Raw genomic sequence first — 13,696 nt, 5'->3', positions numbered from 1 at the left:
TTTGTCCGCTGAAGCGCTCAGTTGAAGCAGTCTTCGACGGTCTTGGCGCAGTTGGTGGGGTCGTTGTCGGTGATGGTGGAGTCGTCGTCGAGTTTGACCTTGCCGTCGTTGTTGAAGATGCCGCCGGCGATCTTGTGGTCGGACTCGTTGGCCTTGTTCTCCTTGACCTTGGTGTTGGTCAGGGTTACCTTGCCCTCGTTGTTGTAGATGCCGCCGCCGTTCTCGCCGGCGGTGTTCTCCTTGATCTTGCTGTCGCGCAGGACGAGGGTGGCCTCGAAGTCCTCGTGGTGGCCCGTGTGGTTGGACCGGGCGGTCGGGGCGGCCATGCTGCCGCTGTTCTCTTCTTCGACGGGTTCGCCGTTGAAGATGCCGCCGCCGAAGCGGCCCGCGAAGTTTTCGAGGATCTCGGTGTCGGTGATGGTGGCCGTGCCGCGCTTGTCCTTGTCGTTGTGCCTGCCGCTGTGCAGGACGGAGCCTTGCTCCCGCTCTTCGCTGTTGACGTTGTAGATGCCGCCGCCGTCCTCGCTGGCCTTGTTCTTGGCGACGGTGCTGTGGTTGACCGTCAGGACGGTGTCGGTGGCGTAGATGCCGCCGCCGTTCTCGCCGGCGTCGTTGCTCTTGACGAAGGTCCACTTGACCTCGACGAAGCCGTCATCGCTGAACAGGCCGCCGCCGTTCTCGTCGGCCTTGTTGTCCTCGATCAGGGTCTTTTCGATCTCCACGGTGCCGGCCTTGACGTCGTCGTCGTGGCCCCTGCCGTGCTCGTCCTTGCCGCTGCCGTTGGCGATGCCGCCGCCGTTCTCGCCGGCGGTGTTGTTGGTGATGCGGGACTCGCCACGCTTACCGTCGTCGGACCCACCCTTACCGCCGGAGGACTCACCCTTGTCGTCGGAGGACCCCTCGACCTCGAGGACGCCGGCGTTGAAGATGCCGCCGCCGTTCTCCTCGGCCTGATTGTTGTCGATCGTGCTGTTCTTGACCTCGACCCGGCCGAAGTTGGCGATCGCGCCGCCGTTTTCCTCGGCGTTGTTGTGGGTGAACGTGGTGTCCACCAGGTGGGCGCTGCCGCCACGCTCGACCAGCAGCCCGCCGCCGTCCTCCTCGTCGTCCTTGCCCGACCATCGCGACGCCTCGGCGCCGGCTCCGGTCCCGCCCGCGTTGCCGGTCTTCTTCACCGGCGGCGGCACGTGCTTGTGGGGCCGGCGCTCGCGCTCGGAGGCGTTGCCGTTCTTGACGGTGACGTCCTTCAGGGTCAGGTCACCGCCGTCGGCGACCCGGAAGATCCGGAACGCGTCCTTCGAGTCCCGCTTGATCGTGGAGTCCTCACCCTTGATGGTGATCTCCTGCTTGATCGTCGGCAGACCCGCGCCGGACTTCTTGTCGAACTCGTCCAGCTCATAGGTGCAGTCGCGGGCCAGCTTCAGCGTGCCACCCTCATCCCGGTTGGCCAGTTCGAGGGCCTCGATCAGATCATCGTCGTCACAGTCCACCTCCCGAACCTCACCGCGCTCATCCTTGTCCCGGTCCTTGTCCTTGTCCTTGCCCTCTTGGTCCTTGCCCTTGTCGTCCCGGTCCTTGTCCTTGTCCCGGTCCTTGTCTTTGTCGTCCCGGTCCTTGCCGTCGTCGCTGACCAGCTGGGCGGTCGACCACTTCACGTCGGCCAGCCGATGGGCGCCGGTGACCCCGGTGGTGGCGTAGGCGACGCCCGCGAGGCCGACCGCTCCCGTGAGGCTCGCAACGCCGGTAACGAGCCAGAGCCGACGCCGGCGGATCGGGGAGTTCGTCTCGCGGGTGGCGTCATCGTTATTGCGAAGGTAGTTGGACATCGGAGCTCTGCCCTCTCCTGGTACCCAGACAAGGTCGCTTCGCCCTGGCGAGGCGACCTTCGCTACAAATCGGTTGTAGCTGCTGAAGAACACCGTATGGGAATCTTCTTCGCTTGGGGCGTGTATACGAAAAAAGCCCACATTAGGTATGCGGGCAGCGCAGTGGGCAGGAGTGTGGACGGGGGCGTAGCGGCGGTACGAGCGGCGGCGAAGAACGCTGCCGGGGGCGGAAAGCGCGCGGCCGCTCCGCCGACGCTCAATCGTGACGCGCCGCCGCGGGGCATCCGCGGAAGTGGGTGGGTGGCGGGCAGTCCCTCTCCGCCGCGCGGCGGAGAGGGACTCCCGCGTTATGTGGTGGTTCAGTTGAAGCAGTCTTCGACGGTCTTGGCGCAGTTGGTGGGGTCGTTGTCGGTGATGGTGGAGTCGTCGTCGAGTTTGACCTTGCCGTCGTTGTTGAAGATGCCGCCGGCGATCTTGTGGTCGGACTCGTTGGCCTTGTTCTCCTTGACCTTGGTGTTGGTCAGGGTTACCTTGCCCTCGTTGTTGTAGATGCCGCCGCCGTTCTCGCCGGCGGTGTTCTCCTTGATCTTGCTGTCGCGCAGGACGAGGGTGGCCTCGAAGTCCTCGTGGTGGCCCGTGTGGTTGGACCGGGCGGTCGGGGCGGCCATGCTGCCGCTGTTCTCTTCTTCGACGGGTTCGCCGTTGAAGATGCCGCCGCCGAAGCGGCCCGCGAAGTTTTCGAGGATCTCGGTGTCGGTGATGGTGGCCGTGCCGCGCTTGTCCTTGTCGTTGTGCCTGCCGCTGTGCAGGACGGAGCCTTGCTCCCGCTCTTCGCTGTTGACGTTGTAGATGCCGCCGCCGTCCTCGCTGGCCTTGTTCTTGGCGACGGTGCTGTGGTTGACCGTCAGGACGGTGTCGGTGGCGTAGATGCCGCCGCCGTTCTCGCCGGCGTCGTTGCTCTTGACGAAGGTCCACTTGACCTCGACGAAGCCGTCATCGCTGAACAGGCCGCCGCCGTTCTCGTCGGCCTTGTTGTCCTCGATCAGGGTCTTTTCGATCTCCACGGTGCCGGCCTTGACGTCGTCGTCGTGGCCCCTGCCGTGCTCGTCCTTGCCGCTGCCGTTGGCGATGCCGCCGCCGTTCTCGCCGGCGGTGTTGTTGGTGATGCGGGACTCGCCACGCTTACCGTCGTCGGACCCACCCTTACCGCCGGAGGACTCACCCTTGTCGTCGGAGGACCCCTCGACCTCGAGGACGCCGGCGTTGAAGATGCCGCCGCCGTTCTCCTCGGCCTGATTGTTGTCGATCGTGCTGTTCTTGACCTCGACCCGGCCGAAGTTGGCGATCGCGCCGCCGTTTTCCTCGGCGTTGTTGTGGGTGAACGTGGTGTCCACCAGGTGGGCGCTGCCGCCACGCTCGACCAGCAGCCCGCCGCCGTCCTCCTCGTCGTCCTTGCCCGACCATCGCGACGCCTCGGCGCCGGCTCCGGTCCCGCCCGCGTTGCCGGTCTTCTTCACCGGCGGCGGCACGTGCTTGTGGGGCCGGCGCTCGCGCTCGGAGGCGTTGCCGTTCTTGACGGTGACGTCCTTCAGGGTCAGGTCACCGCCGTCGGCGACCCGGAAGATCCGGAACGCGTCCTTCGAGTCCCGCTTGATCGTGGAGTCCTCACCCTTGATGGTGATCTCCTGCTTGATCGTCGGCAGACCCGCGCCGGACTTCTTGTCGAACTCGTCCAGCTCATAGGTGCAGTCGCGGGCCAGCTTCAGCGTGCCACCCTCATCCCGGTTGGCCAGTTCGAGGGCCTCGATCAGATCATCGTCGTCACAGTCCACCTCCCGAACCTCATCGCGCTCGTCCTTGTCCTTGTCCTTGTCCCGGTCCTTGTCCTTGTCCCGGTCCTTGCCCTCGTCGTCCAGGTCCCTGCGGTCGTCGCTGACCTTCTGCTGGGCCGTGGCGGCCTGCGTGTCCGACCCGCGGTCCGTCTTGTCGGACTTGTTGTCACGAGCGGCGAGGCCGCCCAGCGCCGCCAGCCCGACGACGCCGGTCAGCCCGGCCACGCCGGTGGCGACCCAGAGCGCCCGCCGCCTGCTCGTCGGTGGGGTCATCGGGGCCCCGCCGTCGGAAGTCGTTACGTCGTTGGACATCAGAGCCTTCCGCCCTTCGTGCTATCAGACGGGTCGCACCGCCCAAGGCGGGGCGACCAGCTACAAATCGGTTTGCAGCCTCTGATCGCCACCGTATGAGAAGGATCCTCGCGACGCGGACTTATCCGAAAAAACCCCGCATTTCCCCCAGATCAGGCGACAGGGTTATCCGGCGTGCAGGTGGTCCGGAAGGGTGCTGAGTGCGCAAACGCCGACGGGCCCCGCCACCGGTGTCGAAACGACGGAAAACGTCGCAGACGCCGGCGGCGGGGCCCGCCGCTGTGGTCGTACGGCCGGGGTCAGCCCGGCAGGCGAGGCCCGGCCTCGCGCTGCTCGGCCAGCCAGGTCTCCACCTCGTCGGAGCGGCGCGGCAGGCCGGCCGAGAGGTTCACCGAGCCGGTCGCGGTGACCAGGATGTCGTCCTCGATCCGGACGCCGATGCCGCGCAGCTCCTCGGGGACCAACTCGTCCTCGGGCTGGAAGTAGAGCCCCGGCTCCACGGTCAGCACGTAGCCCTCGCCGAGCGCGCCGTCCCGGTAGTTCTCCTTGCGGGCGTTCGAGCAGTCGTGCACGTCGATGCCGAGCATGTGGCTGGTGCCGTGCAGCGTCCACCGGCGGTAGACCGTGGAGGCCGGGTCCATCGCCTCGTCCACGCTCACCGGCAGCAGCCCGAGATCCTTGAGTGCCTCGGCGAGCACCCGCATCGCGGTCAGGTGCACGTCCCGGAACGCCACGCCCGGCTTGATGATGTCGATCCCGGCCTGCTGGGCGGCGTAGACGGCGTCGTACACCTGGCGCTGGAGCGGGGTGAACCGGCCGTCGACCGGCAGCACCCGGGTGACGTCGGCGGTGTAGAGGTGGCGGTTCTCCACGCCCATGTCCATCAGCAGCAGCTCGCCCGGGCGGGTGGCGCCGTGGTTGTGCACCCAGTGCAGGATCGTGGCGTGCTCGCCGGCGCCGACGATCGAGCCGTAGCCGACGTCGTTGCCGTCGTGCCGGGCGCGCAGCGCGAAGATCCCCTCCAGCAGTCGCTCGGAGACACCGCGGTCGGCCGGCAGCGCCCGGGCCACATCCTCGAAGCCGCGGACGGTGGCGTCGCACGCCTCCTGGAGCTGGGCGATCTCCCACTCGTCCTTGACCAGCTTCAGCTCGGAGATGGCGATGGCCAGCTCCCGGTCGCGGGCCGGCTGGCCCTCCTCGCGGGCGCCGTCGAACGGGCGCACGGCCGCGTCCACCCGGGCGTCGAAACCGCGCAACACCCGGGTACGCCCCGGCGCGCAGCCGGCCAGCGCCGCGTCCAGCTCGGTCAGGTCGGCGGTCGGCAGCCCCAGCTCGGTCGACTTCTCGCCGAGGGTGTGCCGCCGGCCCACCCAGAGCTCGCCGTGCCGGCTGCGGAAGAACTCGTCGGTCTTCCGGGACGACCGGGGCCGCATGAACAGCGTGGCGTCGTGCCCGGAGCCGTTCGGCCGCAGCACCAGCACGCTGTCCGGGTCGTGGTCGCCGGTCAGGTACGCGAAGTCGCTGCCCGGCCGGAACGGGTGGTCGGTGTCGTTGGCGCGTACCTTCTCGCCGCCGGTGGGGACGATCAGGGTCTCGCCGGGGAAGGCCGCGGAGAGCGCGGCCCGCCGCTTGGCGTAGTTGGGCACCTCCGGCCGTGGGCCGACCGGCAGCTCGGTGTCCCGCCAGCCCTGCCGCATGAACGTCAGGAACGCCTCGGGGAAGTCCGGGTCGTGCGATTCCGTACCGTCTGCCGGCTTGCCCTGCTGCGCCCGCTCCTCGGCCATCATCCGCCTCCTTGCGCCTCGTCGCTGGTCCAGACGGTACCGCGCGGACCGGGGTGGGAAGAGCCTGCGGTGCCGCGACGTCCGCTCCGGGCGCGTGGAAAGATGACCACCATGTGCGGACTCCTGGCCTTCTTCAGCGCGCGCGGCGACGCCGCCGCCCACCGCGACAACATCGCCGGAGCACTGGAGTGCCTGCATCACCGCGGCCCGGACGAGACCGGGGTCGAGGTGGTCGGCGACGCCTCCGGCCGGTACGCGGACGGGGTGTTCGCGCACAAGCGTCTGGCGATCATCGACGTGGCGCTCAGCCACGAGCCGCTGCCCTACGCGGGCGGGCGCTACCTGCTCACCTTCAACGGCGAGATCTACAACTACATCGAGCTGCGCGACGAGCTGATCCGGGACTTCGGGGCCCAGTTCGCCACCAACGGCGACGGCGAGGTGATCGTCGCCGGCTACCACTACTGGGGCGAGCAGGTGCTCACCCGGCTGCGGGGCATGTTCGCCTTCGTCATCTGGGACCGGCAGGAGCGGCGGGCGTTCGGCGCCCGAGACTACTTCGGCATCAAGCCGCTGCACTACCTGGAGACCGCCGACGGTCTCTACCTCGCCTCGGAGAAGAAGGCGCTGCTGCCGTTCGCCCAGTCGGCGTATGCCGGCGACGCCGGGATCGACGCGGCCAACCTGAGCCACTACCTGACCCTGCAGTACGTCCCGGAGCCGGGCACCCTGCACAAGGGGATCAACCGGATCGGGTCGGGGGAGTACCTCACCTGGACGCCGGGCGGCCGGATCGAGGTGCGCCGGTGGTACCGGCCGGTGTTCCGGCCGGCGCCGGTCTCGGACGAGCAGAAGCTCTACCACGAGATCCGCGAGACGCTGCGGGAGAGCGTCCGGATGCACATGCGTTCGGACGTGCCGGTCGGCTCGTTCCTCTCCAGCGGCATCGACTCCACGGCGGTGGTCGCGCTGGCCCGCGAGTTCAACCCCAACATCCTCACCTTCACCGTCGGCTACGACGTCCCGGGGTACTCCGAGATCGACGTCGCCCAGGAGTCGGCCCGGCACCTCGACGTGACCACCATCCCGACCAAGATCGGGCCGCAGGACATGATCGATGCGCTGCCGAAGATCGTCTGGCACCTGGACGACCCGGTGGCCGACCCGGCGCTGGTCCCGCTCTACTTCGTGGCGAAGAAGGCCGCCGAGCACGTCACGGTGGTCCTCTCCGGCGAGGGCGCGGACGAGTTCTTCGGCGGCTACACGATCTACCGGGAGCCGCTCTCCCTCGGCGCGGTGAACGGCCTGCCCGGCGGCGTGCAGAAGGGGCTGCGGGCGGTCTCCAAGGCCATCCCGCAGGGGGTCAAGGGCAAGAGCTTCCTGGAGCGCGGCACCACCCCGATCGAGCAGCGCTACTACGGCAACGCCCGGATGTTCACCGAGGAGGAGAAGCAGCACCTGCTGCGCCGCTACGACCCCTCGGTGCGCTACACGGACGTCACCGCGCCGATCTACGCGGAGTGCACCGAGCTGGACGACGTCACCAAGATGCAGTACGTCGACCTCTACACCTGGCTGCGCGGCGACATCCTGGTCAAGGCCGACCGGATCTCGATGGCGCACTCGCTGGAGGTGCGGGTGCCCTTCCTCGACCGTGAGGTCTTCAACGTCGCGGCCGGCATCCCGGTGGACCTGAAGCTCCCGCCCCGCTCCGACGCCACCAAGTACGCCATGCGCCAGGCGCTGCAGGGCGTGGTGCCGCCGGCCATCGTCAACCGGAAGAAGCTGGGCTTCCCGACCCCGACCCGGGTCTGGCTGCGCGGCGAGATGTACGAGTGGGCCCGGCACGTGCTGGCCACCTCCGGCGCCGGCGACCTGGTCGACCTGTCGTACGCGATGCGGCTGCTGGAGGAGCACAAGCGGGAGGAGGCCGACCACTCCCGCAAGGTGTGGACCGTGCTGATCTTCTGCATCTGGCACGCCATCTTCGTCGCCAAGACCCTCGACCCGGGCATCCAGCGCAACCAGTCCGCCCTCCTCACCAAGCCGGTGGTCGGCTCCATGGTCCGCTGACCGCCCGGCCCCGCCGGGGCCGTCGCTGTCGATCAAGAGGTTTGGGTCCGCCGGGGTCCGCTCCGGGGACGCAAACCTCTTGATCGTTTCAGGGCGGATGACACCGCGTGGGTTGTCCCGACCCCGGGTCGGATCGCCCCGCGTCTCCCGGTCGCGCGCCTCGCACAACGCCCGGTGGGCCAATACGGTGGCTTCAGCGCCCCCGATCCCGGGGAGTGTGCCAGCCTGGTGCGACAAGATCGGAACGCGGGAGGCGACATGGGGTACGCGGTGGTGCTGGGCGAGGCGCTGGTCGACCTGCTCGACGCCGAATACGAGGGGCAGCCCGTCTACCGGCAGGCGATCGGCGGGGGCCCGCTCAACGTGGCCGTGGCGGTGGCCCGGCTCGGCGGGGACGTCCAGTTCGTCGGGTCGCTCGGCGACGACGCGCTCGCCGACCGGATCCGTGCCTTCCTGCGCGCCGCCGGGGTCGGGGTGGCCGGCGCGGTGACCGTACCGGCGCCGACCGCCCTGGCCGTGGCCACCTTCGCCGGCCCCGAACCGGACTTCCGCTTCTACGGCGAGCCGCGGTCGTACGCGCTGCTCACCGCCGACGACCTGGACGTGGCGCTGGTCGAGGGCGCCGACGTGCTCTACTGCGGATCGGTCGTGCTGCTCGACCCGCCGGTGCGCGCCGCCGCGCGCCGGGCCTGGTCGATCGCCGGCGCGCTGCGGGTGTTCGATCCGAACGTCCGGCCCCGACTGCTGGGCAGGCCGGGGGCCCTCGCGCGGCTGCGTGAGGTGGTGGCCGAGTTCGCCGCGAGCGCGCACCTGGTCAAGCTCAGCACCGCCGACGCCGAGGTGCTCTATCCCCGCGAGCCGGTCGAGGGGGTCGCCGCGTACCTGCGCGAGCTGGGCGCGGGCACCGTCGTGGTCACCCTCGGCGCGGCCGGCGCGCTGGTCGCCGCCGGCCCCGACGTGGTACGGATCCCGGCGCCCAAGGTCCGGGCGGTGGACGCCACCGGCGCCGGTGACTCGGTGATGGGCGCGCTCATCGCCGACCTGCTCGTCGACGGCGAGCCCGCGGACCCGGCCGGCTGGCAGCAGCGGGTGGCCTTCGCCCTGCGGGTGGCCGCCCTGGTCTGCGAGTCTTCCGGTGGGGCCGTCGCCATGCCCACCCGCGCCGAGGTGTCGCGGCGGTTCACCGACTGAGGCTCGTGGGCGGCCGGTTCGCTCTGGCACACTCCGGCGCGTGGCGGTCACCCAGCAACTCGTCCGACTCGCCGGCGAGGTGTTGGCGGCGTGCCGATCGTCGGTCGCCGAGCTCGACCGGCTCTGTTCCTTTCGGATGCGTCCCCCGTCGGATCATCTGGATCTGGACTGGGCCCCGGCCCCGCTCGCGTCCCCCACCTCGACGCCCTGCTCACCCACCTGCACACCGCCCCGCGCGACCCCTCCCCCCTCCCACCCCCCACCCAACCCTGACCCGCCCCCCTCTGCTCCGCGATCTTGCAGTTGGTGCCCGGGCAAAGGACGCGGAACGGGCGAACCGCGGGCCCCAAGTGCAAGATCGCCGGGGCCGGGGCCGGGGCCGGGGCCGGGGCCGGGGCGCGGGTGGGGTGGGGTTAGAGGGTGCCGTCCAGGTCGGCGTAGCCGCGGCGGGCGGCGATCAGGCCGGGGCGGGCGCCGAACGGGGACTCAGCGGCCACCCGCTCGGGCGGGGCGCTGCCGGTGTGGCCGGCGCGGATCATCCAGGCCTGCTCGACGAGCTGCGCGTGCTGGGCGCGGACGAACTCGACGTCGACCGGGTCGCCGTGCCCGGGCACCACCACCGTCGCGGGGGTGGTGAGCCGGAGCAGGTCGGCGACCGCGTCCGGCCACTGCAGCGGGTAGGACTCCTCGAAGGCCGGCGGCCCGCTCTGCTCGACCAGGTCGCCGGCGACCAGCACGTCCGCGTCGGGCACGTGCACCACCAGGTCGGCGTCGGTGTGCCCGTGCCCCGGGTGGCGCAGCACCACGCGCCGCCCGCCGACGTCCAGCACCGTCTCGGTGTGCACGGTGTGCGTCGGGGCCAGCAGCACCGTGTCGGCCAGCTCGGCGGCGAGCGCCGGCCGCTCCTCGCGGGTCTCCTCGTACGCGGCCCGGCGCAGCTGGTCGGGGCGCTCGCGCAGCGCCGCGGCGGCCAGCTCGTGCGCGTACACCGGCCGGGGCGGGTCGGCGGCCAGGGTGGCGTTGCCGAAACAGTGGTCGAAGTGGTGGTGGGTGTTGACCACGATCCACGGGTGCGGGGTGACCGCCCGGGCCGCGGCGGCCAGGTCGCGCGCCTGACCCGCGGTGGAGAGGGTGTCCACCAGCAGCGCCGCGCCGTCGCCCACCACCAGCGTGACGTTGACCTGGAGCAGCGGCTCCTGCAGCACGTGGACGCCGGCGGCGACCTCGACGAAGCGGCCGGTCATGATGCCCGCGAGGCGCGCTCGACGAAACGCTGCCGGTCCACCAGCACCCGCTCGACCCGCCCCTCGGCGACCGTCTCCCCGCCGTCGGCGACCGTCACCTCGAAGAGCAGCCGTCGACCGTCGACCGTGGCGAGGCGGGCCTGCGCGACCACCGTCCGGCCGACCGGCGTGGGGGCCCGGTGGTCCAGCTCCACCCGCAGCCCGACGGTGGTCTGCCCGGCCGGCATCCGGGTGGCGGTCGCGGCCACGGTCGCCGCCTCGGCCAGAGCCAGCACCCGGGGGGTGCCGAGCACCGGTACGTCCCCGGAGCCCACCGCCTGCGCGGTGTCGGCGTCGGTGACGGTCAGCTCGACCCGGGCGGTCAGGCCCGGCGCGAAGGTGGGCTCCGGCGGCTCGTGCATGGTCCCAGCGTAGGTGCTCGCCCGCTGCCCGCGTCACGCCGGGCGACAACCGGTGGATCCCGGCGCGGCCCGTCGACGGCCGACCGCGCCGTACCCGCGGGACCCCGTCGGCGGGTATCACCGACGCGGTCGCCGGCCCCGGTTCCGGCGACCGCCGTCGGCGGGCACGACCGGCGTGGTCGGTCGGGCCGGGGGACGCCGCGGGCGGGCGCCGCCGACGCGGGTGGTGGGGCCGGTCGCCGCCCGGCCCGCGCGACGGGCGGTGGTCGGCGTCGGTCCGCCCGCCGCCCGCCGTTAACCTTGACCGCGATGGCCGTCGTGACAGATCCCCAGCCCCCCGCCCGGACCGGCCCGACCGCGTCGCCCGACGGCGGGCGGCGCCGCGTCGTCGCCATGGCCGTCTGGGCGGCGGCGTTCGTGGCCGGTTGGTTCGCCATCGGCCTGCCCACCGACCCGGCATACGCCTTCGTCTGGATCTGGGCGGCCACCGTCGCCTGGAACTCCTCCCGGCCGTGGCGCAGTCACCTGCGGTTCGCCCGGGACTGGGTCCCGGTGGTGCTGCTGCTCGCCGCGTACAACCTCTCCCGGGGGTTCGCGGACAACGGGGCGACGCCACACGCGATGGAGCTGATCGTCGCCGACCGGTTCCTGCTCGGCTGGGCCACCGGTGGCGAGGTGCCCACCATCTGGTTGCAGCAGCACCTCTACCGGCCCGATGTGCACTGGTGGGACGTGCTGGCCAGCTGGGTCTACTTCTCCCACTTCGTGGTGACCCTGGCCGCCGCCGCGGTGCTCTGGCTGCGGGACCGGACGCGCTGGGCCGCGTACATGCGGCGGTGGGGATTCCTCTGCGCCGCCGGGCTGGTCACCTACTTCGCCTACCCGGCCGCGCCGCCCTGGTGGGCCGCGCAGAACGGCCTGCTCACCGAGGTCGCCCGGATCTCCACCCGGGGCTGGAAGGCGTTCGGCATGCACGGCGCGGGCAACCTGCTCAACGCCGGTCAGATCGCCTCCAACCCGGTGGCCGCGATGCCGTCCCTGCACACCGCGTTCGCCCTCTTCGTCGTGCTGTTCTTCCTGGGCGCCACCCGGCGGCGCTGGTGGCCGCTGCTGCTGGCGTACCCGCTGGCGATGACGTTCACCCTGGTCTACAGCGGCGAGCACTACATGATCGACGTGCTGGTCGGCTGGGCGTACGTCGGGATCACCTTCCTCGTCGTCGGCCTGGCCGAACGCTGGTGGGCGGCTCGGCGCGCGCGGAGCGCGCCCGCGTCGGGGGAGCGGGCGGCGCTCACGGACGGCCCGGCGGCGGACCGGGCGATCCCCGCCGCCGGCCCGCTGGCGGGACGGGACGCCGCCGCCGACCCCGCGCCGGTGCCGGCCGACCGCTGACGGTCCGCCGTCGGCCCGGTCAGGGGCGTGGGTCGCCGCCGGCGCGGCGGGCGGCGTGCGCCCGCGCGGTCAGCTCCGCCGCCAACTGCCAGGCCTCGGCCACGTCCCGGTCGTGCGCGGCCGCACCGGCCCCGCCGGCCGTGTCCGCGTGCACGGTGGCCAACCGCAGCCGCCGCTGCGCCGGCCCCTGCGTCACCCGCACGCTCTGGATCCGGGCGTACGGGACGATCGCCAACCGCCGGGTGAGCAGGCCGGAACGGGCGGCGAAGACGCGCTCGTCGAGGCCCGCCCCGATCGCCGACCGGCTCAGCGGGCGCAGCCAGCGGGCCCGCCGCGGCGGGCGGGTCAGCGGCAGCGCGGTGAGGCGTACTCCGGCCAGCACCTCCGCCACCACCAGCTCGCCGGTGCGGAGGTCGCCGACGGGGAGCAGCCGGTCGGGGCGGTTCCGGTCGTCCGGCTCGGCGGCCGAGTAGCCGGCCACCTCCAGCCGCAGCCGCAGCCAGCCCTTCATCCGCCACAGCAGCGGCCAGGTCACCCCGACGGTCTGCACCCGGTGCAGCGGCACCGTCTGCGCCCGGGTCTCCAGCAGGCCGTTGCGGATGCGCAGCGTGTCGCCGTCCCGGTCCAGCCGGAAGGCCCAGTCGTCGAGCACCCGGCGGACGGGTTGCAGCAGCACGCCTGCCATCGCGGTCAGCGTGCTGGCGACCGCGATGAAGGACCAGGAACCCTCGGAGAGGAACTGCGCCACCACGAAGGCCACGCCGAACGGGAGCAGGAACGCCTGCGGGGTGAGCAGCTGGCTGACCAGCAGGTCCGCGTTGCGTACCGTGTGCAGCCGGCGCCCGGCCGGCGCCGGCGCGGCGGGCTGGCCGGCGGTGGGCGCGACGGCCTCCGGCGCGCGGCCGGCGACGGCGAGCAGGCGTTGGCGCAGCGCGGCCGCCTCGGCCACCCCCAGGTACGCCAGCGGCGCCTCGGTCTTGCCCCCGCCCACCACCTCCAGGCGCAGCTCCGCGAGCCCGGTGAGCTGGGCCAGCAGCGGCCGGACCACCTCGACGGCCTGCAACCGTTCCAGCGGGATGGCGCGGGTACGCCGCCAGATCAGCCCCTCGTGCACCCGCAGTTCCCGGCCCACGATGTGGTAGCCGGTGTTGTACCAGCTGATCACGGCCAGCACGGTGGCGCCGAGGGCGAGCACCGCGGCCATCGCGGCGAACCAGCCGAAGCCCACCCGGGAGAGCGTGGACCAGGAGAGCCCGGCGATCACCACCACCAGCGACTTGGCGCCGTGCAGCGCGGGACTCAACGGGTGCAGCCGCTGCCGGGGCTCCTCGCCGTACGGGGGAGCGACGCCGGCCGGCCCGGGCCAGCCCTGCCCGGGCGCTCCCGGCGCTGGCGCCCCGGAGGGCGGCGCGACCGGCCAGTGCGCCGGGCCGGGGACGCCGGCGTGTGGCCCGGTCGGCCAGTACGGCGGGACCGGGCCGGGGGCGCCGGCGTGCGGTCCGGCCGGCCAGGGCGGCTGGGCCGGGCCGGGTGCGCCGGGTCGGGGGGCCGTCGGCCAGGGCGGCTGGGCGGGGTCGTGGGCCGCGGGTCGTGGCGCGTGCGGCGAGGGGGGCCGGTCCGGGCCGGCGGGTAGCCCGAGCG

The 13,696-nt window shown here is 72.0% G+C and carries 9 protein-coding genes; 3 read left to right on the top strand and 6 right to left on the bottom strand.

What is annotated here, in order from left to right; translation table 11 throughout:
• Positions 1-17: 17 nt before the first annotated feature.
• The 3 genes from ACTWO6_RS23030 to ACTWO6_RS23020 form a co-directional block, all read right to left on the bottom strand.
• The gene (locus ACTWO6_RS23030; RefSeq protein WP_446215874.1) at positions 18-1,826 is read right to left on the bottom strand and encodes a hypothetical protein; all 1,809 of its coding nucleotides are present in this window, start codon (positions 1,824-1,826) and stop codon (positions 18-20) included.
• Positions 1,827-2,185: 359 nt separating this feature from the next.
• A complete protein-coding gene (locus ACTWO6_RS23025; protein ID WP_446215873.1) occupies positions 2,186-3,931 on the bottom strand; it encodes a hypothetical protein in 1,746 nt (581 codons plus the stop codon).
• A gap of 338 nt (positions 3,932-4,269) precedes the next feature.
• Positions 4,270-5,754 (bottom strand): aminopeptidase P family protein, encoded by a 1,485-nt coding sequence (locus ACTWO6_RS23020; RefSeq protein WP_446220739.1) that lies wholly within the window; start codon positions 5,752-5,754, stop codon positions 4,270-4,272.
• Positions 5,755-5,865: 111 nt separating this feature from the next.
• Here ACTWO6_RS23020 and asnB point away from each other — a divergent pair, with 111 nt between their 5' ends.
• On the top strand, positions 5,866-7,827 hold the full coding sequence (gene asnB / locus ACTWO6_RS23015) for an asparagine synthase (glutamine-hydrolyzing) (protein WP_446215872.1): 1,962 nt from the start codon (positions 5,866-5,868) through the stop codon (positions 7,825-7,827).
• Between the two features lie 258 nt (positions 7,828-8,085).
• Positions 8,086-9,018 carry a PfkB family carbohydrate kinase gene (locus tag ACTWO6_RS23010; protein WP_446215871.1) on the top strand — a complete coding sequence of 311 codons (933 nt, stop codon included), beginning with the start codon at positions 8,086-8,088 and terminating at the stop codon, positions 9,016-9,018.
• A gap of 413 nt (positions 9,019-9,431) precedes the next feature.
• On the opposite strand, the gene ACTWO6_RS23005 is transcribed toward ACTWO6_RS23010, so the two are convergent.
• Positions 9,432-10,262 (bottom strand): MBL fold metallo-hydrolase, encoded by an 831-nt coding sequence (locus ACTWO6_RS23005; RefSeq protein ID WP_446215870.1) that lies wholly within the window; start codon positions 10,260-10,262, stop codon positions 9,432-9,434.
• The gene (locus ACTWO6_RS23000; RefSeq protein ID WP_446215869.1) at positions 10,259-10,663 is read right to left on the bottom strand and encodes a thioesterase family protein; all 405 of its coding nucleotides are present in this window, start codon (positions 10,661-10,663) and stop codon (positions 10,259-10,261) included. Before ACTWO6_RS23000 ends, ACTWO6_RS23005 begins: the two co-directional genes overlap by 4 nt.
• Positions 10,664-10,972: 309 nt before the next feature.
• Here ACTWO6_RS23000 and ACTWO6_RS22995 point away from each other — a divergent pair, with 309 nt between their 5' ends.
• Complete coding sequence (locus ACTWO6_RS22995) at positions 10,973-12,055, top strand: phosphatase PAP2 family protein (protein ID WP_446215868.1); 1,083 nt, start codon at positions 10,973-10,975, stop codon at positions 12,053-12,055.
• Between the two features lie 19 nt (positions 12,056-12,074).
• Here the strand turns inward: ACTWO6_RS22995 and ACTWO6_RS22990 are convergent, their stop codons facing one another.
• Positions 12,075-13,367, bottom strand: a complete 1,293-nt coding sequence (locus tag ACTWO6_RS22990; RefSeq protein WP_446220738.1) for a PH domain-containing protein — start codon at positions 13,365-13,367, stop codon at positions 12,075-12,077.
• Positions 13,368-13,696 lie beyond the last annotated feature (329 nt).

It is taken from the genome of Micromonospora sp. IBHARD004 (assembly GCF_052814115.1).
This window is presented reverse-complemented; position numbering and strand designations above follow the sequence as displayed.

Excerpts from the sequence above, each read along its gene's own strand:
- ACTWO6_RS23030 (WP_446215874.1), bottom strand. The coding sequence starts at position 1,826 with ATGTCCAACTACCTTCGCAATAACGATGACGCCACCCGCGAGACGAAC.
- ACTWO6_RS23025 (WP_446215873.1), bottom strand. The coding sequence starts at position 3,931 with ATGACCCCACCGACGAGCAGGCGGCGGGCGCTCTGGGTCGCCACCGGC.
- ACTWO6_RS23020 (WP_446220739.1), bottom strand. The coding sequence starts at position 5,754 with ATGGCCGAGGAGCGGGCGCAGCAGGGCAAGCCGGCAGACGGTACGGAA.
- asnB (WP_446215872.1), top strand. The coding sequence starts at position 5,866 with ATGTGCGGACTCCTGGCCTTCTTCAGCGCGCGCGGCGACGCCGCCGCC.
- ACTWO6_RS23010 (WP_446215871.1), top strand. The coding sequence starts at position 8,086 with ATGGGGTACGCGGTGGTGCTGGGCGAGGCGCTGGTCGACCTGCTCGAC.
- ACTWO6_RS23005 (WP_446215870.1), bottom strand. The coding sequence starts at position 10,262 with ATGACCGGCCGCTTCGTCGAGGTCGCCGCCGGCGTCCACGTGCTGCAG.
- ACTWO6_RS23000 (WP_446215869.1), bottom strand. The coding sequence starts at position 10,663 with ATGCACGAGCCGCCGGAGCCCACCTTCGCGCCGGGCCTGACCGCCCGG.
- ACTWO6_RS22995 (WP_446215868.1), top strand. The coding sequence starts at position 10,973 with ATGGCCGTCGTGACAGATCCCCAGCCCCCCGCCCGGACCGGCCCGACC.